The 21,234-nt window shown below is 65.4% G+C and carries 13 protein-coding genes, 1 tRNA gene and 2 pseudogenes; 9 read left to right on the top strand and 7 right to left on the bottom strand.

The window, feature by feature from the left end:
- The first annotated feature begins 118 nt into the window (after positions 1 to 118).
- Positions 119 to 2,398 carry a transglycosylase domain-containing protein gene (locus AB0M92_RS08875; RefSeq protein ID WP_366101382.1) on the top strand — a complete coding sequence of 760 codons (2,280 nt, stop codon included), beginning with the start codon at positions 119 to 121 and terminating at the stop codon, positions 2,396 to 2,398.
- Between the two features lie 89 nt (positions 2,399 to 2,487).
- On the opposite strand, the gene AB0M92_RS08870 is transcribed toward AB0M92_RS08875, so the two are convergent.
- Positions 2,488 to 2,949 carry a GatB/YqeY domain-containing protein gene (locus AB0M92_RS08870; RefSeq protein WP_366101381.1) on the bottom strand — a complete coding sequence of 154 codons (462 nt, stop codon included), beginning with the start codon at positions 2,947 to 2,949 and terminating at the stop codon, positions 2,488 to 2,490.
- A gap of 67 nt (positions 2,950 to 3,016) precedes the next feature.
- Between AB0M92_RS08870 and AB0M92_RS08865 the strand changes: the two genes are divergently transcribed.
- The 5 genes from AB0M92_RS08865 (at position 3,017) to AB0M92_RS08845 (ending at position 7,312) form a co-directional block, all read left to right on the top strand.
- Complete coding sequence (locus AB0M92_RS08865) at positions 3,017 to 3,955, top strand: metallophosphoesterase (RefSeq protein ID WP_099890268.1); 939 nt, start codon at positions 3,017 to 3,019, stop codon at positions 3,953 to 3,955.
- Between the two features lie 102 nt (positions 3,956 to 4,057).
- Positions 4,058 to 4,131: transfer RNA gene (locus tag AB0M92_RS08860), tRNA-Pro, on the top strand.
- 191 nt (positions 4,132 to 4,322) lie between these two features.
- A complete protein-coding gene (locus AB0M92_RS08855) occupies positions 4,323 to 5,225 on the top strand; it encodes a nucleotide-binding protein (RefSeq protein WP_366101380.1) in 903 nt (300 codons plus the stop codon).
- A 13-nt stretch (positions 5,226 to 5,238) separates the two neighbouring features.
- On the top strand, positions 5,239 to 5,691 hold the full coding sequence (locus tag AB0M92_RS08850) for a hypothetical protein (protein ID WP_366101379.1): 453 nt from the start codon (positions 5,239 to 5,241) through the stop codon (positions 5,689 to 5,691).
- Between the two features lie 220 nt (positions 5,692 to 5,911).
- Positions 5,912 to 7,312 (top strand): DNA-binding protein, encoded by a 1,401-nt coding sequence (locus tag AB0M92_RS08845; protein WP_366101378.1) that lies wholly within the window; start codon positions 5,912 to 5,914, stop codon positions 7,310 to 7,312.
- A 33-nt stretch (positions 7,313 to 7,345) separates the two neighbouring features.
- Here AB0M92_RS08845 and AB0M92_RS08840 read toward each other — a convergent pair whose 3' ends face one another.
- The 5 genes and pseudogenes from AB0M92_RS08840 to AB0M92_RS08820 form a co-directional block, all read right to left on the bottom strand.
- On the bottom strand, positions 7,346 to 8,803 hold the full coding sequence (locus AB0M92_RS08840; RefSeq protein WP_366101377.1) for a LacI family DNA-binding transcriptional regulator: 1,458 nt from the start codon (positions 8,801 to 8,803) through the stop codon (positions 7,346 to 7,348).
- Positions 8,796 to 8,959: pseudogene (locus AB0M92_RS08835) on the bottom strand (amino acid--tRNA ligase-related protein); the annotation flags it as partial. The gene AB0M92_RS08840 and the pseudogene AB0M92_RS08835, both read right to left, overlap by 8 nt.
- A 16-nt stretch (positions 8,960 to 8,975) precedes the next feature.
- Positions 8,976 to 10,121: a DNA cytosine methyltransferase gene (locus tag AB0M92_RS08830; RefSeq protein ID WP_366101376.1), complete on the bottom strand. Its 1,146-nt coding sequence runs from the start codon at positions 10,119 to 10,121 to the stop codon at positions 8,976 to 8,978.
- A 214-nt stretch (positions 10,122 to 10,335) separates the two neighbouring features.
- Positions 10,336 to 10,890 (bottom strand): annotated as a pseudogene (locus AB0M92_RS08825) (transposase); the annotation flags it as partial.
- A complete protein-coding gene (locus AB0M92_RS08820) occupies positions 10,887 to 11,207 on the bottom strand; it encodes a winged helix-turn-helix domain-containing protein (protein ID WP_366101424.1) in 321 nt (106 codons plus the stop codon). The pseudogene AB0M92_RS08825 and the gene AB0M92_RS08820, both read right to left, overlap by 4 nt.
- A 167-nt stretch (positions 11,208 to 11,374) precedes the next feature.
- On the opposite strand from AB0M92_RS08820, the gene AB0M92_RS08815 reads away from it, so the two are divergent.
- Genes AB0M92_RS08815 through AB0M92_RS08805 form a run of 3 tightly spaced genes read left to right on the top strand, consistent with a single transcriptional unit; the run spans position 11,375 to position 19,691 of the window.
- Complete coding sequence (locus tag AB0M92_RS08815) at positions 11,375 to 13,204, top strand: hypothetical protein (protein ID WP_366101375.1); 1,830 nt, start codon at positions 11,375 to 11,377, stop codon at positions 13,202 to 13,204.
- Between the two features lie 44 nt (positions 13,205 to 13,248).
- Positions 13,249 to 14,655, top strand: coding sequence for a hypothetical protein (locus AB0M92_RS08810; RefSeq protein WP_366101374.1), 1,407 nt, complete (start codon positions 13,249 to 13,251; stop codon positions 14,653 to 14,655).
- On the top strand, positions 14,652 to 19,691 hold the full coding sequence (locus AB0M92_RS08805) for an FtsK/SpoIIIE domain-containing protein (RefSeq protein ID WP_366101373.1): 5,040 nt from the start codon (positions 14,652 to 14,654) through the stop codon (positions 19,689 to 19,691). Before AB0M92_RS08810 ends, AB0M92_RS08805 begins: the two co-directional genes overlap by 4 nt.
- Positions 19,692 to 19,762: 71 nt before the next feature.
- Here AB0M92_RS08805 and AB0M92_RS08800 read toward each other — a convergent pair whose 3' ends face one another.
- Positions 19,763 to 20,239 carry a very short patch repair endonuclease gene (locus AB0M92_RS08800; protein WP_366101423.1) on the bottom strand — a complete coding sequence of 159 codons (477 nt, stop codon included), beginning with the start codon at positions 20,237 to 20,239 and terminating at the stop codon, positions 19,763 to 19,765.
- Positions 20,240 to 21,234 lie beyond the last annotated feature (995 nt).

Genomic DNA, 21,234 nt, shown 5'->3' with positions numbered 1-21,234 from the left:
GGAAGGGTGAAAATCAAGCCGAGGGGTTGATGTCGCACCGCACTGCTGTGACAGTTGGGGCCAGCTTAGGCCAAGGCATTCGCGCGTGTCCGGCGAATGAGAACGTAGGCTGCCCTCTATGGGAAAGAAGCGCTCGGGCGCCGGGCTCACGGGGCCGCAGCAGGCCGCCAAGTTCCTCGGGGTGTCCGTTCTCTCCGGAGTTGTGCTGGCCGGCATCGCGATCCCGGGCGCAGGCGCCCTGGGGCTCGCCGCCAAGGGAACGGTCGAGGGATTCGACGAGATCCCGGCCAATCTCAAGACGCCGCCGCTGAGCCAGCGCACGACGATTCTGGACGCCGAGGGTGGCTTGATCGCCACGGTCTATTCACGGGACCGGCAGGTGGTGCCGCTGACGGCCATCTCCCCGTACATGCAGAAGGCGATCGTCGCGATCGAGGACTCGCGTTTCTACGAGCACGGCGCGATCGACGCGAAGGGCATCCTGCGCGCGGTCAACCGCAACGCGCAGGAGGGCGGAGCCTCACAGGGCGCCTCCACGCTCACGCAGCAGTACGTGAAGAACGTGTTCGTCGAAGAGGCCGGCGATGACGAGACCAAGGTGCGCGAGGCGCAGGAGAAGAGCCTCGGCCGCAAGGTCCGCGAGCTGAAGTACGCGATCCAGGTCGAGGAGGAACTCGGGAAGAAGAAGATCCTTGAGAACTACCTCAACATCACGTACTTCGGCCAGCAGGCATACGGAATCGAATCCGCCGCCCAGCGCTACTTCAGCAAGCCGGCCAAGGACCTGACCCTGGACGAGTCGGCGCTGCTGGCGGGCGTCGTGCAGTCGCCGAGCCGGTTCGACCCGGTGAACGACGCGCAGGAGGCGATGAAGCGCCGGAACGTCGTCCTCCAGCGGATGGCCGACATGAAGGACGTCTCGCAGGCCGAGGCGGACGAGGCGAAGAAGAAGCCGGTGACCCTGAAGGTGACCCGGCCGAAGAACGGCTGCATCACCGCGGTCAAGGGCGCGGGCTTCTTCTGTGACTACGTGCGCAACACGTTCCTGACCGACCCGGTGTTCGGCAAGACCCGCGAGGAGCGGGCCAAGCTCTGGAACCAGGGCGGCCTGACGGTGCGGACGACGCTGGACCCGCAGTCGCAGGAGTCCGTCAACGAGTCGATCAAGGACCACGTCAACCAGGACGACAAGGTCGCCACGGCCGTCACCCTGGTGCAGCCGGGCACGGGCCGGGTCCTCGGGATGGGGCAGTCCAAGCCGTACGGCTTCGGGAAGAACGAGACGCAGATCAACTTCTCGGTCGACAAGCGGATGGGCGGCTCGAACTTCGGCTTCCCGACCGGTTCGACCTTCAAGCCGTTCGTCGCGGCCGCGGCCCTGGAGAAGGGCGTTCCCGCGGGCAAGACGTACGCGTCCCCGCACGACATGGAGTACCCGAGCCCGGTGGAGACCTGCGGCGACAAGCCCTGGGTCAACACCTCGCACGACCGGGTGGAGAACGAGTCGGAGTCCGAGCGCGGCCCGTACGGCATGCAGGAGGCGATGGCGAAGTCGGTCAACACCTACTTCGTGGAGATGATCTCCGACAACGCGCTCGGGCTCTGCCCCGTGACCGAGATGACGACGAAGCTCGGCGTGATCCCGGCCGACGGGACGAAGCTGCCCGAGGTCCCGGCGATCGCGCTCGGCACCGAGGGCATGTCCCCGCTGACCATGGCGAACGCGTACGCGACCTTCGCCAACCGCGGCGTGTACTGCACCCCCGTCGCCCTGGAGTCCATCACGGACGCGCACGGCAAGGCGCTGGCCGTGCCGAAGTCGCAGTGCGACCGCGTGATGAGCGAGAAGACCGCCGACACCGTCAACACGCTGCTGCTCGGCGTGATCGACTCCGGTACGGGTACGGCAGCGGGTCTGACCGACCGGCAGAACGCGGGCAAGACCGGCACCACCGACAGCCGCTACAACGCCTGGTTCGTCGGGTACACGCCGAACATGGCGGGTGCGACCTGGGTCGGCTCGGGCGGCGCCAAGCAGGTGTCGATGGAGAACATCACCATCGGCGGCCAGTACTACGACAAGGTCTACGGCGGCGGGCTGCCCGGCCCGATCTGGAAGCAGGCGGTCTCGGGGGCGCTGGACGGCCGGGAGGCGCCGAGCTTCGTCACGGTCGGCCTCGGCCCGGACACCGGCGCCCCGACCGGCGGCGGCCGGCCCACCAACCCGACCCCGAACAAGCCGGGGAAGCCCGGCAAGCCGGGTGGCGACAACAAGCCCGGAGGCCGCCCCGGCGGCCAGACGGCGGGAGCCACGGGCGGTCAGACGGGCGGCGCCACGGGCGGCAACACCCCGACCGACCCGTTCCCGGGCGGCATCATCGGCGGCCTGGAGGACTAGCGGGCGGCACGTGACGAGAGAGGGCCCCGCCCGCGCGATGCGCGGACGGGGCCCTCTGCGTACCTCTGCGTACCCTCTGCGTGGTCCTCTTACGCGAGGTGCTTCTTGACGGCGGCGGCGACGCGGCCGCCCTCCGCCAGACCGGCCACCTTCGGGTTCACGATCTTCATGACGGCGCCCATGGCCCGCGGCCCCTCGGTACCCGCGGCCCTGGCCTCCTCGACGGCCTCCGCCACGAGTCCGTCGAGTTCGTCGTCGCTGAGCTGCTTGGGCAGGTAGGTGTCGAGGAACTCGCCCTCCGCCGTCTCGCGCGCGGACTGCTCGGGACGACCGCCCTGCGCGAAGGCCTCCGCGGCCTCGCGGCGCTTCTTCGCCTCCTTGGCGATCACCTTGAGGACCTCGTCGTCGGAGAGCACGCGCGCCTCCTTGCCCGCGACCTCCTCCTTGGTGATGGCGGAGAGGGTCAGGCGCAGCGTGGACGAGTGCAGCTCGTCGCGCGCCCTGATGGCGGTGGTGAGGTCTTCCTGGAGCTTGGCCTTGAGCGTGGTCATGACTTGAGTCTGCCAGGTGGACGGGCGGTGGCGCCCGCAGGTTTTCCGCGTCTGCGACGATGGGGCCATGCGTGCGCGTTACGGAGTACCCCTGAAGGTCACGGCGTCGATCGCGGCGGCGGGGGCCGCCGGTGTGGCCTATGCCGCCGGTTTCGAGGCGCGGTCGTTCCGGCTGCGCCGGATCACCGTGCCGGTGCTCCCCGCCGGGATGCGGCCGCTTCGGGTGCTCCAGGTCTCCGACATCCACATGGTCGGCGGGCAGCACAAGAAGCGCGCCTGGCTCCAGTCGCTGGCCGGCCTGCGGCCCGACTTCGTGGTGAACACGGGCGACAACCTCTCCGACACGGAGGGCGTCCCCGAGGTACTGGACGCCCTGGGCCCGCTGATGTCCTTCCCCGGGGTCTACGTCTTCGGGTCGAACGACTACTACGGGCCGCGGCTGCGCAATCCCGGGCGCTACCTGATCGAGAAGGTCCAGGGGCGGCACGGGCTGAACGGCAACAAGCCGGTGGTCGGCGCCGTGCACAACCCGTGGGAGGAGATGCGGGACGCCTTCGACGCGGCGGGCTGGGTCAACCTCACCAACACGCGCGGCCGCCTGAAACTGCCCGGCCTGGAGCTGGCCTTCACCGGGCTCGACGACCCGCACATCAAGCGGGACCGGTACGAGCGGGTCGCGGGCGGGCCGGAGGCGGACGCCGACTTCTCGATGGCCGTCGTGCACGCCCCGTACCTGCGGGTCCTGGAGTCCTTCACGGCCGACCGGTACCCGCTGATCCTGGCGGGGCACACGCACGGCGGACAGCTGTGCATCCCCTTCTACGGGGCGCTGGTCACCAACTGCGACCTGGACACGAAGCGGGTGAAGGGGCTCTCCACGCACGAGGCGGACGGGCACCGCGCGTACCTGCACGTCTCGGCGGGCTGCGGCACGAACCGCTACACCCCGGTCCGCTTCGCCTGCCCCCCGGAAGCCACCCTGCTGACGCTGACCCCGAAGGCGTAGGCCCCCGGGCGGCCCCCTCGCGAAAACCGGATTTCGTCTCCGGCCGAGGGTCCGCTAAAGTAATCGATGTCGCCAGGACAGCAGCTGCTGCAAGGCGGCGATCGGGGTGTAGCGCAGCTTGGCAGCGCGCTTCGTTCGGGACGAAGAGGTCGTGGGTTCAAATCCCGCCACCCCGACTTCGTAAGACCAGGTCAGGGGCCTGATCCACTCAGTGGATCAGGCCCCTGTTTGGCGTTTGTCCCTGTCTTGGGAGCCAACGGGGAGCCGACCTCCGAATCCGGCTCCCCGCATCCAGGCCTGCGTGTCGGTGCCTGCCGCTACCGTCGCTGAAGACAGTTCCCTCTCGACCGTGAGTGGTGAGCAAGACATGGCAGACCGAGTGGGCGAGGACGGCACAGATCCTCGCAAGGTGTTCGTGATCCACGGACGAAACGAGCTCGCTCGCAAGGGGCTCTTCGAGTTTCTGCGCGCCATCGGCCTCGATCCAATCGAGTGGTCCGAGGCCATTCAGATGACCGGCAAGGGGTCCCCGTACATCGGCGAGGTCCTCGACACGGCGTTCAGCAGTGCACAAGCAGTGGTCGTCCTGCAGACGCCCGATGACGTCACCTACCTCCACGAGAGTCTGACGTACGCCGGCGATCCCGAGTGCAACCCACAGATGCAGCCCCGGCCGAATGTCCTGTTCGAGGCAGGGATGGCCATGGGCCGCGACGAGAACCGCACCGTGATCGTGGAACTCGGGCAGGTGAAGGTCTTCAGTGACATTCACGGCAGACACGTGATCCGCCTCGACGGCTCCGTGCGCAAGCGGCAGGACCTCGCGACGCGCCTACAGACTGCCGGGTGTGCCGTGCGACTGACCGGTACAGATTGGCACGACGCGGGCGACCTCACCCCTCCTGTCACCCCGGGCGGCGGGCTCCCCCTGGGCCGGAAACTACCGTCGTCACAGGCAGCGGGTACGCCCCGGCTCAGCGCTCGGTACGTCGACAACGGCCCCAAGAAGATGGGGGCCGTACAGATCACCAATCACGGCCCCGGCGATGTCTACGACCTAGACGTGAGAGCTGACGAAGGGGAAGGGCTCATCACTCGCAGCCAGGGCGACTTCCCTGTCCCCAAGCTGCCAGCCGGGAAGTCTGTTCGGTTGCTCACCTCTCGCTCCCTGGGGTGGTCGGGAGCAAGTTCGTACTTCAACGTCGTCCTGTCGGGCAAGACCGTCGACGGTGTGGCGATCGAGGTCGAAGAGTTCGTGGATGGGGCGTGACGTGGAGATTCCAATGCGCCTGCCTCTCGACAACGACGGCTTCTTGCGCCGGGAATGCCCGCACTGCGTTGATCAGTTCAAGTGGCACCACGGTCCAGCGAATGAGGAGGCCGAGCAGCAGCCGTCGCCAACGACCTACTACTGCCCTCTGTGCGGGCAGCCGGCTGGACCGGACTCCTGGTGGACACGGGAACAGATCGACTACGCCAAGGGCGTGATGGCTCCACCCGCAGCACGGATGGTGGACCAGGAGCTGAAGGCCACCCTCAAGCAGATACGGAGCAAGTACGTGAAGGTCGATCTCCGGGGCAGTGTGGACACTCCAGAGACACCTTCGCCACTTGTCGAGCCCGATGACATGGTCATCGTGACCTCCCCTTGCCACTCGTACGAGCCGGTGAAGGTACCCGAGGACACGTCGGGCCCCTATCACTGCCTCGTATGCGGTCAAGCCTTCGCCGTCTGATCCCAGGCGGTACAAGCAGAAGTTGCGGTAGCCATCGGCGCCCGATCCTACGGTGATTTCGTACGTTGGGGCACCGGCATCGCCCAGGACCCGACTTCGGACTCGGCCCCACCCCATCCCTGATCTGCCGGAAGCAACTGCCCCGGGGCACAACCCGCACGTAGGCTCGGGGCGGTCGGCGCGGGAGCGCCTGGCTGACGGACTGGAGCAGGGGGACAGCGTGGATCATCTCTTCACCGTCGAAGGGGCCTCGGCCACGCCCGTCCCACCGACCACGCTCGCAGCGGAAGGACTCCTCGAACGACAGCACCTCCAGGAGTGGGTGATCGCGCACCCTCAGGTCCTCGGAGAATCGGTGCTCGTCATCACCGCCGAGTTCGACCGGTGGGCCGACACGGACGGGGTGCCGGCGCGAGACCGACTGGACGTCCTGGGCCTGGATGCCACCGGGCGCCTCGTGGTGGTCGAGCTGAAGCGAGGAACCGCCGACCGGGACGTACACCTCCAGGCGATCACCTACGCCGCCCTGGTGTCCCGCTTCGACCTCGACACCTTGGCCCAGGCACACCGCGACTTCCTGAAGGGCAGGGGCCAGAGCCTCGACCTCGACGAGTGCCGCCAGCGGCTCTTGGACCACGTGGACGGAGACTGGAGTCCGGAGCTGCTCCAGCGCCCTCGGCAGGTGATCATCGCGGCTAGCTTCCCCAAGCAGGTCACCCACACCGTCGTGTGGCTGTCCGAGATGAACCTCGACATCGACCTCATCGAGGTCGGCCTCTGGAAGGTCCAGGGGCAGCTCGTCGCCGGGTTCACCAAGGTCTATCCCACCCCGGAGGTCGAGGAGTTCACACTCGCTCCGGCCCGGATCGAAGCCAAGGCCGCAGCTCAGAAGCTGGAGGAACGCTCACGCGCCCGCAACGCGGTGCACATCCTCGTCGACGCCGGACTACTGCCGGACGGGGCACGACTGCGGCTGGTACCGAGACACGGCGCACCGGAATCCATCCGCAAGGACATCCAGGCCTGGGTGGATGAGGACAGCAGACGCGCGAGCGTCACATGGAGCAACAACACCACCGAGCCGCTGACCTGGGAAGCCGACGGCAAGCCGTACACACCGACCGGGCTCGCCAACCACATCTTCACCAGCGTGACGGACCGCAAGGCCGACGGCATACAGGGCACCACCTGGTGGGACGTCGATGCCAAACCCGTCCCGGACACCGTCGACCCCGACGAGTGGGCCGCGCTGGCGGGCAGCCACCTCGCGGACCTGGCCAAGCAGCTCAGCGGTACCCGCAGGGACTGGTCGAGTCTGCACGCTCTCCTGGAAGCCATCCCGTCCGGGCGATGGACGACCTACGGGGACGTGGCGACTGTGATCGAGAGCCATGCCGTCCCGGTCGGCACTCACCTGGCAACCTGCGGCAAGTGCCCCAACGCCTGGCGGGTGCTCACCACGTCGGGGGCCGTTAGCTCCGGCTTCCAGTGGCCCGACCCGGCGCGCACAGAAACTCCCGCAGATGTCCTCGGCACCGAGGGCATCCACTTCGAGGCGGGCGCCGCCTCTCGGGAAGCACGCCTGCCGCTGGACGACCTCCGGCGTCTCCTGCGCAACTGACGTGCTGCCGGGCGCGGCACGCGCCCCGTCCGGCTATCGTGCGGCCGATCGAGCTCGCAGAAGCGTGTCTAGCGCACGCACCGGGGACCTCGCGGTCATCGACAGGCGGGTATCGAGCACTGCCTCCCACTGCTGGGTGAGGCCCGCGAGCAGGCGCTGGCGCATGCCCGAGGTCACGTGGGCGTAGCGGGCGGAGACCGAGCCGTCGATGTGGCCCATGCGCTCGTCCATGAGGACCTTCTCCGTGCCGAGGTCCTCCATGTGGGTGCGGTGGGAGTGGCGTAGGCCGTGCGGGGTGAGGCCCCTGGCGATGTCCGTCCAGCAGGCGTCGGCGCGACCCTGGGCGTTGCGACCCCGGACCGGTATGCCCGGGAACGGGTCGCCGAGGAGCGGAACGGGACGGGGCTCCTGCGGCGCCTTCTTCGGGTACCAGCCCGTCGTCGCCGGGTGGAAGAGCCAGGTGGCGAAGCCGTTGCGGCGCCAGTGGGCGGCGTGTTCCGAGGGCGCACCGCCGCGTACGAAGCCCAGCTCGGCGATGGCGAGTTCGACGCGGGTACGGGTGGCCTCGCGCACGCGGTCGGGGTGGTTCAGGACGTTGGACACCGTGCCCGTGGAGACGCCGGCGCGGCGGGCTACGTCGACCAGCTTCGCGCCCTGGTGGCCTCCGGTGCGGGCGGTGCCCTGGCCTTGGAAGACGTACGTCCTGCCATGGCACGGGCACGGCTTGGGCTTGGTCCGGGCGACGTGGTCGGCCACGAGGGCCGCGAGCCAGTCGGGGGTGTCGATGGTGCGGTAGCTGTCGTCCTTGGGCGGGCAGCGGACCATCACACCCGAGTCGAGCTCGTACAGCTGCCACTCGACACGGACCGAGCCCCTACGGGCGAACTCGGTCTCCAGGCCGACAATTTCGCCCCAGCGCATGCCGGTGTACGCCTTGAGGATCACCGCGACGAACTCGTCGTCCCGGCCGGAGAGCAGGGCGGCCCGCTCGGCAATCAGGAGTGCGCCGAGCGCGTCCGTGACGACCTTTTCCGGACCGCGGTCGGCGGAGCGGCCGGCCCGCTTGCCCCTCCCCCGGCGCTTGGCGGCGGGGTTCGCGTCGATGAGCCCCTCGTCCACGGCGTCGGCGAGGATGAGGTGGAGCGTGGCCCGCCAGGTCTTCACGCTGGAGGCGGCGTAGGAGGCCCGTTCCTTCTTCTCCCACAGCGCGACGTCGGTGCGGAGGATGCCGGCGAGGGCCTTGTCCTCGAAGTCGGGGAGCAGGTGCTCCTCGATGTGGCGGCGGTAGTTCTGCATGGTGGACGCGGCCAGGTCTTGGGCGTCGTACCAGCGACTCGCGTACTCGCCGAACGTCTCCTGGCCCAGTGACGGGTCACGTACGTCGCCGCGCCGGAAGCCGATCTCCGCTTCTCGATCGTCGCGGTCGCGATCGAGGGAGGTGGCGGTCTTCGGGGGCGGCGCGGACGGGGCATTGACACCGTCGATCCACATCCACACCGGTGAACTCGGTCGCGTGCCGGGAGGTGAGCGAAGACTCGGCCCGGAACACCGGCCCGATCTCGAAGACCCGGTCGATGCCGCCATCTGTTTGTAGAACTGCGGCGACTGAGCCAGGTACGCCGACCGGTCGAAGTACCCGAGCTTGAATCAGCCCGTGGCAGGCTCAGCAGGCAAGGTCGACAGTAGAGGCAGCATAGCCGCCCTCAAGAAGTTGAGATTCGTCGTCCTCCACCTGCAGAACGCCAGCGTCGAAGAGATTGGAGGTCAGTGCCTCGGTCAGAGGCGGAGGTACGGCGTTTCCAATGATGATCTGAACCTCGGTGCGAGTCAGCTCGTAGCGGGGCTTAACCCTCTCATCGACGAACTTGAAATAGTCCGGAAAGCCCTGGATACGCGCGGCCTCGTGAGCGGTCAGACATCGAGGGACACCAGGATGGACAAACCGCCCGCGCCCCATCGTCGCGAAACCGCTGGTAATGGTCTGAGACGGCCGATCCCACCACAACCGGCCATACATTGACGTGTAATTGTGATCGCCCCGGTGACACTCGGGTCGCTCTTCGTTCGGCAGATTATACTCGTCGTTCTCAAAAAGATACTTCATACGCCGCTGGTTATCCGCGTTGGGTACCGCAGCTTCATCGAAGAATGACTTCGGGTGAACGTCGAGCAGGTCGCCGATAGCCCAATGCAGATCACGGGGCGCACCAATGTGGTTTTCGATCTGCAGCAGGTCAGCAGCCGAAAAGCCAAAAGGCAGCGCATCTTTGTGGACGGCCAGCAGTATATGGCGCTTGCGTGTCTGGGCGACCCCAAGCTTGAGTAGGTCGATACGACTGGTGGCGACATCGTATCCAAGCTTCTTAAGGTGAACTATGGTGCGGGAGACCACCTGCTGCTTGTCGTTGACAACAGCCAGCACGTTCTCGATGACAACTGCACGGGGCCGCAGAACCTCTGCTGCGCGGGCCATACGCAGGTACAGTCGATTCTTGGGATCATCCCGGCGAGTGTGATTGTTGAGATTGCTGTGCCCCTGACAGGGCGGCCCGCCGATCAGGAGCCCCACCTCACCCGCTAGGGAAAGAGTATCGGCCTCCTGAACGGTCAATGGCGCGCCAAGGTCGCCGTCGAAGTAGGACTCAACAGTTCCCTCTTGCACGTTAGCCTTGGGAAAATTGGCCTTGAAGACCTTGGTGGGAGCTGCCTCGAAGTCAACTGCAAGACGAACATCAAGCGAGACGTCATGCTTGTGGGCTGCCTGGGCAATACCGAGGGTGAGGCCACCGCAGCCAGCGAAGAGGTCCACGACTCGCAGGGAGCTGGCGCCCTCCTCAAACTTTGGCCGCCGCTTGGCCCGCAAGGGGTACCGCTCACCCACGTGTGACCCCCATCTGCGCTTGCTTGTAGAACCGGTGGAACGAGCGGTCATGGTACTCGATCAAGGGTGGGCACGTGTGGTAGACCGATACCTGCTCAGGTCGAACTCGTGATGCCGTGCTGCTGATCAGGGGGCTGTTGGCCAGGCCGGTTTCGGCGAGGTAGCCGTCTGTGAGGTCACCGCCATCCTGGATGTGGCGTAGGCCACTTCGAATGCGCCGGATGAGCAGTTCGGGCGTGGAGAAGGCGGGGTGGAGAGCCAGCTACGTCGAAGCATTGGCCAGATCCCTTCGACGGGGTTGAGGTCGGGTGTGTAGGCGGCACGCAGTAGACGGTCGGCCAGTCCCGAACCTCGGTCCATTCCCGCAGGCCAGCGGCTTTGTGAACGTTGAGGTTGTCCCAGACGAGGACGATCGGGCCACCGAGCAGCTGGTGGGCGGCGGTCAGCAGATCGCGACAGTCGCGCCAGGAGAAGCTCTTGCAGCCGTCGCGCCGGCCGTCGTCCCGGCGCGGCCGGTAGATCATCCGAGACAGGCGGCCAGGCTTGTAGCAGGTCAGCGCGGCGATGGATATTCGCCTGCGGGAACGGCCACCGACCCTCACCACCAGGTCCGGCCGCGCTCGAACCCCGCCTCCTCCTGCGACGGCGTCCTGGAGAATCCGGCCTCGCCCTTGAAGACGAGCCAAGCTCCGCTCACGGCCGGAAACCTTCCGTGTAGGGCCACACCTCCTTGACCCAGCTGGCCACCGCCTCGTCCTCGCGCTCCATCGTGCGTCGGACCGGGACCCGGCAGAACCAGCCATAGCTCAACAGAAGATTCCGAACGCCCTTGATCGTGCAGGCCAGGTGGAAGCGTCGGCCGATCACGGTCTTCACACGGCTCAGGGTCCAGCGCTGGCCCTCCCAACCATGCGCGGCCGACCCCTTACTCGCTCCGCCTCCAACTGAACGAAGCGTTTCTCGTCTCAGCCTCGGAAGCGACCCCAAGGCCCACGGACCGCACTCGTCCCACATCTGCTGCCGCCGCTGTGCCGACCGGACACTTGAGATCCCCGACACAGCCACACGCTAGCGAACCAGACAAACTTCAGCTCCCAGGATTCGTATTTGATCTACCGTCAGGGGAGCTGACAGCTAGAATTTCGCAGCGCTCCCGGTTCGGTCGACGAAGGACAGCAGGCATGCCGCTCGAGGTCAACAAACACGTCCAACGGATGCATCGTTACCAGCCGTTCGACGTCGATACCTCTGAGATGATCTACGAGCTGCAGGAAGACTGGACCCAGTCACTGTTCCCCGTCGTGACTCTGACCTACCTGCTTAAGGCCATCGAGCGACCGGCCACGAAGACGATCGTCCTCACGGGGGACGCCGGGCATGGCAAGACAAGCCTGTGCGCCAGTCTTCTGGCCAATCTGCAGGTCGACACCGAGCCAGTCACACCAGACGTGCGCAAGGCAGTTTTCCGCGAGCTGTCCGAGGCCGGCGACGCCAGCCGCCCTATCGGGCGGACCCGTGGCGGACGCCCGCTGTACATCCTCAGAGATCTCAGCGAGCTCAGCCTGCAGGCGGGCGCTCACAAGCTCGTGGAGCTGCTTGACCCTCCGGACGAGGGCGTCGCGATCCTCTGCGCGAACGAGGGCCAGCTACGCAAGTGCGTCGCCAAAGACGACAATCTCGACAAAGACGGCACCGGGCGCGCCAGAATTTTGGTGGAGACCCTCACGGCAGGCATTGCCCGCGGGCAGGTCAGCGACCCCACTGGCTCAGTCACTGTTATCAACCTCAACTATCAGTCCGTGGCCGCCGACAGTACTATCGGCGGGCTCGTACCGTGGGTGCTGAAGCAGTGGACGACGCAGTGGTCGCGGTGGAAGTCCTGTGAGACCTGTGATGCTCAGAATGTCTGCCCAATCCTGGCCAACCGCAAGGAGCTAAGCGATCCCGCCCAAGGGCCTCAGCGCCGGGCTGCGATCCGGGATGTATTTGCGGCGGCTGAACGCACCGGGGCTGTAATTACGACCCGTCAGGCACTGTCAGTGATCAGCTACATGCTCACCGGCGGGCTGTCTTGCGAGGACGTCCACGCCAAGTATCAGTGGTCACACTCGAACAGATCGTGGCAAGCCCCTCACTTGTACCATCAAGCGCTCTTCGGTGACCGGTTGACCCAGCAACAGCGTCATCTGGTTCCTGCCTTTTTCGCGCTACGAAAGCTGGACCCGGGCAAAGTCTCCCGCCGCCAGGTTGACGACCGACTGGACCCGGATGCAGCTGGCGTCTTCCCTCCCGCGGACACGAGCAGCTACCTGCAGAGGGTCCGTACGACTCGGGACGTCCAGAAGCAGGCCGAACAATTGCGAGGCCTGTACACGTTCCTACGGCGAGCTGACTTCTTCAACAGCGGCGACAATAAGGACCGGTTCGCCCGTATGGGCCTGCAGGCCGGCGACGACTTCGTCGGCGTCCAGGACAAGGACCGGGATCGGGCAGATACCAGGGTGCGAGACCGCTTCCTGAAGGGCTTGGAGGCAGTCCAGGGCATCTACCGGGCGGGGAGCAACCCTGACTTCTTCATACTCGACCCCGCCTTCTTCACCCACCGCGCCCGCGCGGCTGTGATCTCCCGGCGAGTGCCCAGCAAGGGCGTCGAGGTCGTCGACCAGGTCACCCAGTGGCAAGAAGCAGGCCGCACGGGCCTTGCCCCCGAGATGCAGAACGCCGTCGAGTGGCTCAACCGGTCCATCTACATCCGTATCCCAGCCATTACCCCTGACCAGGACGCAGTCTCGGTGGAAGCGAGCCTTCTGCGCTTCGAGCTGCTGAACCGGTGGGCTGCAGGGCTGCGTAGCGATGTCCAGCACGAGGCAGAAATCCGCGGCCTTAGCGGGTCCCTGGCAGAGCTGGCCGACTCGTTGAACAAGGACGACGAGATCCAGGTACTGGTGGGCAACGTCATGAGAAAGCTCATGATCGACGTCGGCGACAAGATCAAATCGGTGCGTGCGTGATGGCTGATCGTTCCAAGGCAGAGGTCGTCCTTCGTCTCTTCGGGGTGAATCTCGAACAGCAAGGCCGCGGTTTCTACGTCCCTCTTGAGATGCTCGCGATAGCCCGCGGCGTCTACCTGGCACATCAGGAGGACCCGGAGGAGTTCGCAGGACTCCTGGACAACGGCGCCAGCACGGCCTACAAGAGGACCTCGCACGACCTGGCCCGGCGGATCGCGACCAAAGCCCGCATCGTCGAGGGCGACGAGGCACTCAGCAAGGCCGTCGATCTGGACTCTCCCGAAACAATGGAAACGCTCCACGCGCTGTTCTCGTCCCTGCTGGTCGAGATCCCTGGGCGTCGCAACCAGCCCAGTTGGTTCGGCGCGCACATCTATCCGTTCGTCGGTGAACTCATCCATTACGACGCAGTCGAACGACGAATCAAGCAACTCGATGCCATCTCCAAGAAGAGCCCCAAAAAGCGCAAGCAGGCCGATATGGTCTCTGCTGGCATCAATGCTCCGAGTATCGAGCGTTACCTCTTCCGCGATGGTGGAGGATGGGCCTACAAAGTCCTACGCAGCGACCCTGACCCTGACCGCAAAGAAGCGACCCAACAGGGCCTTGCCGACCTCGTACAGGACAGCGGCACCCCGCTGGGAAATCTTGCCAAAGCCCTCAGCGCGCACGACTTCGACTACGACGAAGTGCCGGTGGAGGGCTCAGACGCAGGAATCAAGCTGTACGAAGATCTCAGCCCGTGGCCCGATCTGCTGAGGGATGGGACCCGCAACATCGTCACTCGAATTGCAACGGTACCCAGGGCCAAGCGCACCGAGAGCCTCATGCACTGGGTCCCCTACTGCTTGGCGCGCCACCAGCTGCACCTCGCACGCAGGAAGCTCGGCGCTACCGATGGCGAGTCGCTCCTGTTGGACTTCGGCAACGACGCAACTCCGCTGCGTAGAGAGTCGCAGAAGAACCTCACTAACTTCCGCAACGACATCGTCAACGCGATCAACGTCCAGGCTCGGGAGATGATCACCGAAGCCGAAGGCGAAGGCGACGAGGCCAGAAAGCGCCGCTACGAAAGATTCACCAAGGAGACGGGCAAGGCGGTCGACTCGCCCCGAGCATTCTTCAGTGGGACCCTCGCCGCTGTGGGAGCCCTGAACGCAACGGGCGGGCGCCGGCACTTCACCATGAAGCCCCCGATGCTTGAGGGTCTGGTATCTGCCACCGTCCCGCAGGGGACGGAGATGGAGTTCGACCAGTTCTGCTCGCTGCTGTACGAGAAGTACAGGCTCGTGGTGGAGAACAAAGTCGCGGCTGCGAGCCCGTTGGCCTACGAGGTCGATCCGTCGTTCCTTGATCACAACGGCAAGGCGTTCCGCGAAAAGCTGGCCGCCATCGGTCTGCTCACTCAGTATTCAGATGCGACCAGCATGGTTCGAGGGGAGCCCCGGTGACCGACATCAGCATCCGAGCGCTCGGTCGGTTCGTCGCCGACGAAGCGCTGCGCAAGGTCACCGAGATCAGTGGGGCCCGTGCCAGCCTGCGAGTCAGCGGTTTCGATCAGCCGACCGTGGCCGAGGCCCTCCGCCGCACGGCCCAGAGGCTGTCGGGGTCACCGGACCATCAGATTGTCGTCAAGGTTGGCACCTCGGAGCCAATCGAAGGCGTACCTGCTGATTACCTGCTGGAACCGCAGGATCAGCTGACCAAGTGGCGGAATTCGGGACAGGGTACGGCAGTGTTGCTCTTTGAGTGGGGGCAGTCTCCGGATGCCCAGGGGCTGGCGGCCATGAACGCTCTTGACGATGCCACGATCCTGGGCGACCACCACAACGCCTCCGGCGAGCGCGGATTCGATAGGTTCATGGCAGAAGCGTGGCGGGAGGTGGGTGGCATTGGCGACGTTCCAGCCCTGATGACCACTTCTCTGTCCGAGATCTGGCGTGCCATCACCGATGAGGAGCGCCGGTCCTTGCACCGCTGGGCGGCCTTCCTGGTCGAAACCGCGCAGAAGATTGCAGCAAGTCAGGTCCACACGTCAGACGTGGTCTATCCCGAGATCTCTGCTGCCCTGCCCACTCTTGACCTCTTTCCGGACCAAGGACTCTTCAGCAAGCCCGCAGCGCTGCCGGCCCGGATCAAGAAGAACGTCTCGGTCAGTGCCTTCAAGCAGCCGACCGGCAAGGAGATCACCGAGGAAGACCTGATAGACCGCATCGCCACGGCCGAGTTCAGCGAGCAGTCGCTGGGCCACATCGGTACAGACTCCGAGACTGCCAAAGCACGCATGCGTAGCCTCGTACTCAACCTCAATCGCACTGGTTCTACCCCGCAGGATCCTCGTCAGCTGCGCCGCGAGCAGGACCTGACCCTCTGGCTTGAGGTCTTCGAGCAGAAGTCCACAAAAGTCGGCTTGGGCCAGCAGGTCCGGCAGGAGATCGAGAGGACCGACGCAGAGCGGGTCGACGAGTTCGATGCCATGGTGATCGAAGGCGCGCTTGACCGCGGAGACCAGGAAGCCGCACAGCGTTTCCTTGACGAGGCACCCGTCGGTGGGGCCGAAGTTCTGGCCGATCTGCTGTCTAGGCGGTCACGCCGCAAAGTCGAGAAGCTTGCCTTCCCGGACTCTCAGTTCGTCCAGGACCCACTGCGTGCCTTGCTGCGCGAGCTGACCTACTTTTCCGACGAAGAGGAAGGCTCCGTCGTCGTCGGGCTTGAAGGCAATCAGGAAGCTGGGCGGTGGAGCCGCTGGCTATTCGCTTTCCTCTACGCACGCACCCTGTGTGACATCCGGGACTCCACTGGTCTTCGGCTGACCCTGGAGGTCAAGCCCTGCCTGCTGGACCGGGCCAAGCCGCCCCTGCCGAAGGAAGACGAGCCGTTTGACACGACCACCGAATGGGCCCCACTACGCATCCTGGTCGAGATGGACGGCGCCGCCCAGCGACGCTTCCGCTGGGACCCTCTGGGAATCCCCGGGCAGATCGCACTGGCGGCCCTCATCCACGGCTGGCGAACCCCCCCTGGCCATGCCAGCAATCTGACGTTCGACACTTTCCTCGACAAATTCAATGACCCCCGGCACTGGCAGGTCGATGAGCCTGTGCCTGTCCCCGCGTCATATTTTGCCGGTCAGCTGGAAAGCCTCAAGCTGGAGCACTTCGAGCGCTTTTCCGACGGGCTTGACGCCGGGAACATCAAGGATTACGTACGCGCTTGGGAAGGCATACTCCGCGAAGCTCGCACTGCCCTGGTTCCCGACAACGCTCCGAACGCAGACCTTGAGGCCGTCGTGCTGACCGATGTCATCGGGCTGGCCGATCACCGCATGATGATGCTGGCCACTCACCCCCTGAAGCTGCGCTGGCTGGCAAGGAACTACGCGGAGGCCGCCAGCAGCATCGAGACCGCCTTGAACAAAGAAGGAGGTCTGAGCCTCAACCAGGAGAACGAAGACCTCTTCTTCGACGCCATCGACCGTATCTCCCCACATGGGACACCGGCGGTCCTAGTCGGGCCCGGCAGCACGATCGCCATTCCGATGCGGGAATCGGCCGGGCACGAGGAGTACGCTCCGGTCCGCTACGGCGGCAACGAGTCTAAGGACTGGCTCTCCAGCGTCGACGAGACGGCGATCGACGAGATGGTCCGCGTCATCACCGACTACCTGACGACCTACCCCCACAAGCTCGACGGCCTACGTGTACTGCTTCTGGACCGCAACGGCGACCCTGTCCTGCCCATGCGCGTGGCAAAGCAGGTGCGGGCCAAGAACCCTCGCCTGAAGGTTGATCTGGTCGTGCTGGCTCCCCAAGCCACCCATCACGAGATCATCCAGGGCTTCGACCTGCAGTTCTCCGGCGCTGAGATGTCCGAGGACAGCTTCCTGCCCGACGTCCAACTCATCTTGCAAGCATGGGAGCCCGATCAGGAGGCAGACCTGTCAGGGCTGGAAGACACGATCGACCTCGCTCTGGCTCCGGCGCTGTTTGGCACCCAGACCAGTATCAAGGAGAGCACAAAGAAGGAATCCTTGTCGGGCTCCTTCAACTCCTGGAAGCACCCGGCCTCACACAACCTGGCTCAGACCAGCGAGAACGTTGTTAGAGCAATGTTGCCTGAGACCTCCGACGAGACTCTTGAGTCCTGGTCGACCTTGTGCGTGCGCTACGACCGCCGTTCCCCGGTCTCCCGGGAGAGTGTCGATGGCATCGACTACTTCGAGATGCAGGTGCAGTTCGACCAACACCAGGACTTGTTCGCCACCCTGCACCGCGTGGCCCACTGGGTCGTCACCCTTGACAGCTTCATCGGCCGTGAGCAGATCGATGCCCTGCGTAACCGCCCTGACGTCATCCTAGTCAAGCCCAGTGTCGGCAAGAACGAGTCCTACACCCTCATTGTCAGCTCGCAGACCGGCCAGCAGTTCGTCGTCCAGAGACTACGACGCCGGCTGGAGCAGATCGGGGTCGTCACCTCGCAGGACTCCGAAGGCACCGCTAGGCGGATCTACGAGGTCGGCCGCAATGTGGCCCCTGGCGCCGTGTTGCGCTCCCTCGGTATCGGCACCACAGTCAACGAAGTCGTCGGCCTGGTCGCCACCCGGTTTGTCATTGACCAGCAGTTCCCCGTCCCTCGACAGGGCACGAGCCTAGTCACCTGGATCAGCTTCGACGAGCACCACCGCTGGTTCGGCCGAGGACACAAAACCCGTGCCGATCTGGGCCGCTTCGTGCTGACCGTCCAGGACGACGGGACGGTTCGCCTGGATGTCCTGGTCGCCGAGTCCAAGTTCCGCCAGACCTTCGACGTCGGCTCGGCCGAGGAACAACTCAACCGCACTACCGACCTGTGCGAGGATGCCTTCCGCTCGGACGGCGAGTCTCGCCACGACCGTCCCTTCTGGCTGGACGAACTTGCAGCCGCGATCGCTCAGACGAGTGGAAACGCCCTGAAGGCCGCAGACCTTCCAGCTCGCACTGTGATCGGCAACGACGACCCCCGACAGGTCGAGGCGAAGGTCCTTGACGCCCTGCGCTCCGAGGATGTCCGGCTCGGCCAAGTCGCCGGCGTTGCCGTGGCCATCTCAGCTGAGGACGACCAGCCGGCCCCCGTGGTCGGAGGCCTCGGCAAGCACACTCTGGTGAGGCTGAACAAGCACGAGCTACTGGACCTCATCGGTGCTCTGTGCGCCAACGAGGACCCCACCGATGCGAACCCTCTTGTTGCCTCTGAGGGCCTCAGAGGGACCGTGAAGGTCCCCGACACTGCCGCCGAGACTCCCTCAGCCTACATTTCTATCAAACTACCTATTCCGGAAGAATCAACGGCGCCTGTCGAGGCTATCGGAGCGGCTGCTCCAATACACGCACAGGGAGCGGTAGTTGCCTGCCACCATGCCGCAGAGGCAGATCCTGTCCTTCCAAAGGCTCACCACAGTGGGCTCACCGAGGAGGAGCTGAGGCTTCGATACAATAAGGTCGCCGACGTCTTCGCCCGCCACAAAGTCGCGGTCACCGCCCCGGAGGTCGGCAAGTGGCATGAAGGACCCGGCTTCTACATCTTCCGGTTCATCCCCAACCCTGGGGTCAGCGTGGATAAGCTGACCAACCGACGCGACGAGATCTTCCTGGCTCTGGCACTGCCCTCCGGGTTCAGCATTCGCACCCGCAGCGACCGCGGCTCCGTGCTCTTCGAGATCCCCAAGATCGACGACGAGAAGTACGGGGTCGACGCCAAAGCGCTGTGGCAGCGATGCCCGGCCGATTCCGAGAGCCTCATCGCCCCGCTGGGCGCCGACATCGAAGGCAACCCGGTCACCATCGATCTGTCCTCCGCGGACTCACCGCACTTGCTGGTGGCCGGCACTACAGGATCAGGAAAGTCCGTTGCCCTGGACACGATCCTCAAGGGCTTGGTCCGGTACGACAAGAGCACCCTGCGACTCCGCCTCGTCGATCCCAAGGGCACCGAGCTCGTCGACTTCGAGGACGACCCTCACCTTGACGGCGTGATCGGCATGGACGCCACCGACGCCATAGAAATTCTTGGGGAAGCCGCCGAAGAGATGGATGTGCGCTACAAGGATATGAAGGCGATCCGCACGCGCAAGCTCGTCGAGTACAACGCTAAGGTCGACAAAGCAGACCGAAAGCCATGGATCGTCATCGTCCTGGACGAGTACGCCGACCTCACCAGCGATCCCGTCGAGAAGAAGCAAATCGAAGCGCTGCTGAAGCGCCTGACACAGAAGGCCCGCGCTGCGGGCATCCACGTCATCGCAGCCACTCAGCGCCCGAGCGCGGATGTTATCTCGACGACCATCCGCTCCAACTTCCCGGCCCAACTCGCCCTGCGGGTCAAGACCGCGACCGACAGCCGCATCATTCTGGACGAGACCGGGGCCGAAGCTCTGGCCGGACAGGGAGACGCCTTTCTGCACACGGCAAAGGGCACCATACGACTGCAGGTGGCCCACGACGCGAGCTGACCAGGCCCCGCCAGCTTGATCAGCACCATCTCGTAACGGGGCCAAGGAGGCCACCCGCGGCATGATTTCTGTCAGCGACTTGGCGGCCAGGAGGTCTTCCTCGGACGCTTCGGGGCTTCGGCCTCCCGCCGCCTGGCGGCCACTGCCTCAATGACAGTGGCGGCACACGCCTCTGGTTCGAGGTGCTCCCAGAAGCGGAGCACCAGCCAGCCGGCCTCCGCGAGACGGTTGTCCGTGTCCCGGTCTCGCTGGATGTTCCGGCCAATCTTGTCTTCCCAGTACGGCCGGTTCGTCTTGGGCATCACGAAGTGCTCCGGGCAGCCGTGCCAGAAGCAGCCGTCGATGAAGACAGCCACCTTCACAGGGCGGAAGACCATGTCGGCCGTGCGGCGCATCTTGGGGAGCGGCTTTGCAGCCACCCGGTAGCGCAGTCCAGCTGAGTGGACGAGCGAGCGGAGGAGCAGCTCGGGTGCGGTATCGCGATTCCGGTTGCCGAGCATGCTCCGCCGGGTCGCGGCCGACGACGCCCACGACCCCTCCGGCGGCATCCACTGATCGGCCGGTGCTTCTGGTTGTCCTTGCTCGCTCATATCCCCGGCAGCTTAGGGACGGCTTCCATCGGGTCGTCCGGCCTAGCGAGGACCCATCCCTGTCCGTCCAACTCTATTCTCGGCGCTCCCCGTGATGGCGACGGGCAGCCGCAAGCCCCGCAACGCACCGACTCACCTGAGCCTGTACGGGTGACCCCAGCGCTTCAGCGATCCGTCAAAGGATTAGTCCATCCTGGCGGCATCGGCCAAACCGGATTCCCGCTGGGAGCCAGCTGGGAGCCGATCTGCTCCCCGAGGCCCCTTGAGACTGCCCCAGACCATTCGAGCCCACCGCGCTGACCAGGGGAAACGTCGTTCGTGCTGGTGGGGATCTTGGGTGGACCTCATTCGGGACGAAGAGGTCGTGGGTTCAAATCCCGCCACCCCGACAGAGTAAGACCAGGTGAGAGCCGGTGCAGAGCAATCTGCGCCGGCTCTTTCTGCGTCTGGGTGAACAACTGAGTGACCACGGCTTTGGATCTTCCTCGGAGATGCCGTCCAGGACCGTCGCCCCCGTCTGGATCACCAGAGGGACCTGCTTCCGGTAGACCGCCTCCTCCTCCTGGCCATTCATGATCGCCTGCGGGAAGGCGCGCCGGTCGTTCGTGGAGTCCGGCTCGGTCCCGGCCGCGGACGAGAGGACGAGGGCCCCTTCAGACGGGTCGTCTGCCGTTTCCTCCACTCGGAGGACGGTGGGAACGCGGCGGGCGGGTGGGATGGAGGGGACCGTTTCCCTGGCGTCCAGCCTCAGGAGGTTTCCATGCCTGCCACTTCTCCCACCGGCCTGCGCGAGCCGGAACCCCACTTCCTGGAACTGCTCCGGCTTCCGGTGGCCTCCCGAAGAGGTGCCGAGGGGCAGGAGCTCTGTGTGGCCGCTTGCGGCGGCTTCTGCGTCAAGAGTGGGAGTGCGAAGCCGGCGCCGAAGGCAAGAGCGCGAGCCGATGTGCCGGCCC

Source organism: Streptomyces sp. NPDC051582 (assembly GCF_040681715.1).
Lineage (GTDB): Bacteria > Actinomycetota > Actinomycetes > Streptomycetales > Streptomycetaceae > Streptomyces.
The sequence above is the reverse complement of the archived record's forward strand: the minus strand, read 5'-3'. Positions and strand labels throughout refer to the sequence as shown.

Coding starts and splice junctions, on each gene's coding strand:
- AB0M92_RS08815 (WP_366101375.1), top strand. CDS start 11,375: ATGCCGCTCGAGGTCAACAAACACGTCCAACGGATGCATCGTTACCAG.
- AB0M92_RS08820 (WP_366101424.1), bottom strand. CDS start 11,207: ATGTGGGACGAGTGCGGTCCGTGGGCCTTGGGGTCGCTTCCGAGGCTG.
- AB0M92_RS08875 (WP_366101382.1), top strand. CDS start 119: ATGGGAAAGAAGCGCTCGGGCGCCGGGCTCACGGGGCCGCAGCAGGCC.
- AB0M92_RS08855 (WP_366101380.1), top strand. CDS start 4,323: ATGGCAGACCGAGTGGGCGAGGACGGCACAGATCCTCGCAAGGTGTTC.
- AB0M92_RS08840 (WP_366101377.1), bottom strand. CDS start 8,803: ATGTGGATCGACGGTGTCAATGCCCCGTCCGCGCCGCCCCCGAAGACC.
- AB0M92_RS08865 (WP_099890268.1), top strand. CDS start 3,017: ATGCGTGCGCGTTACGGAGTACCCCTGAAGGTCACGGCGTCGATCGCG.
- AB0M92_RS08800 (WP_366101423.1), bottom strand. CDS start 20,239: ATGCCGCCGGAGGGGTCGTGGGCGTCGTCGGCCGCGACCCGGCGGAGC.
- AB0M92_RS08850 (WP_366101379.1), top strand. CDS start 5,239: ATGCGCCTGCCTCTCGACAACGACGGCTTCTTGCGCCGGGAATGCCCG.
- AB0M92_RS08870 (WP_366101381.1), bottom strand. CDS start 2,949: ATGACCACGCTCAAGGCCAAGCTCCAGGAAGACCTCACCACCGCCATC.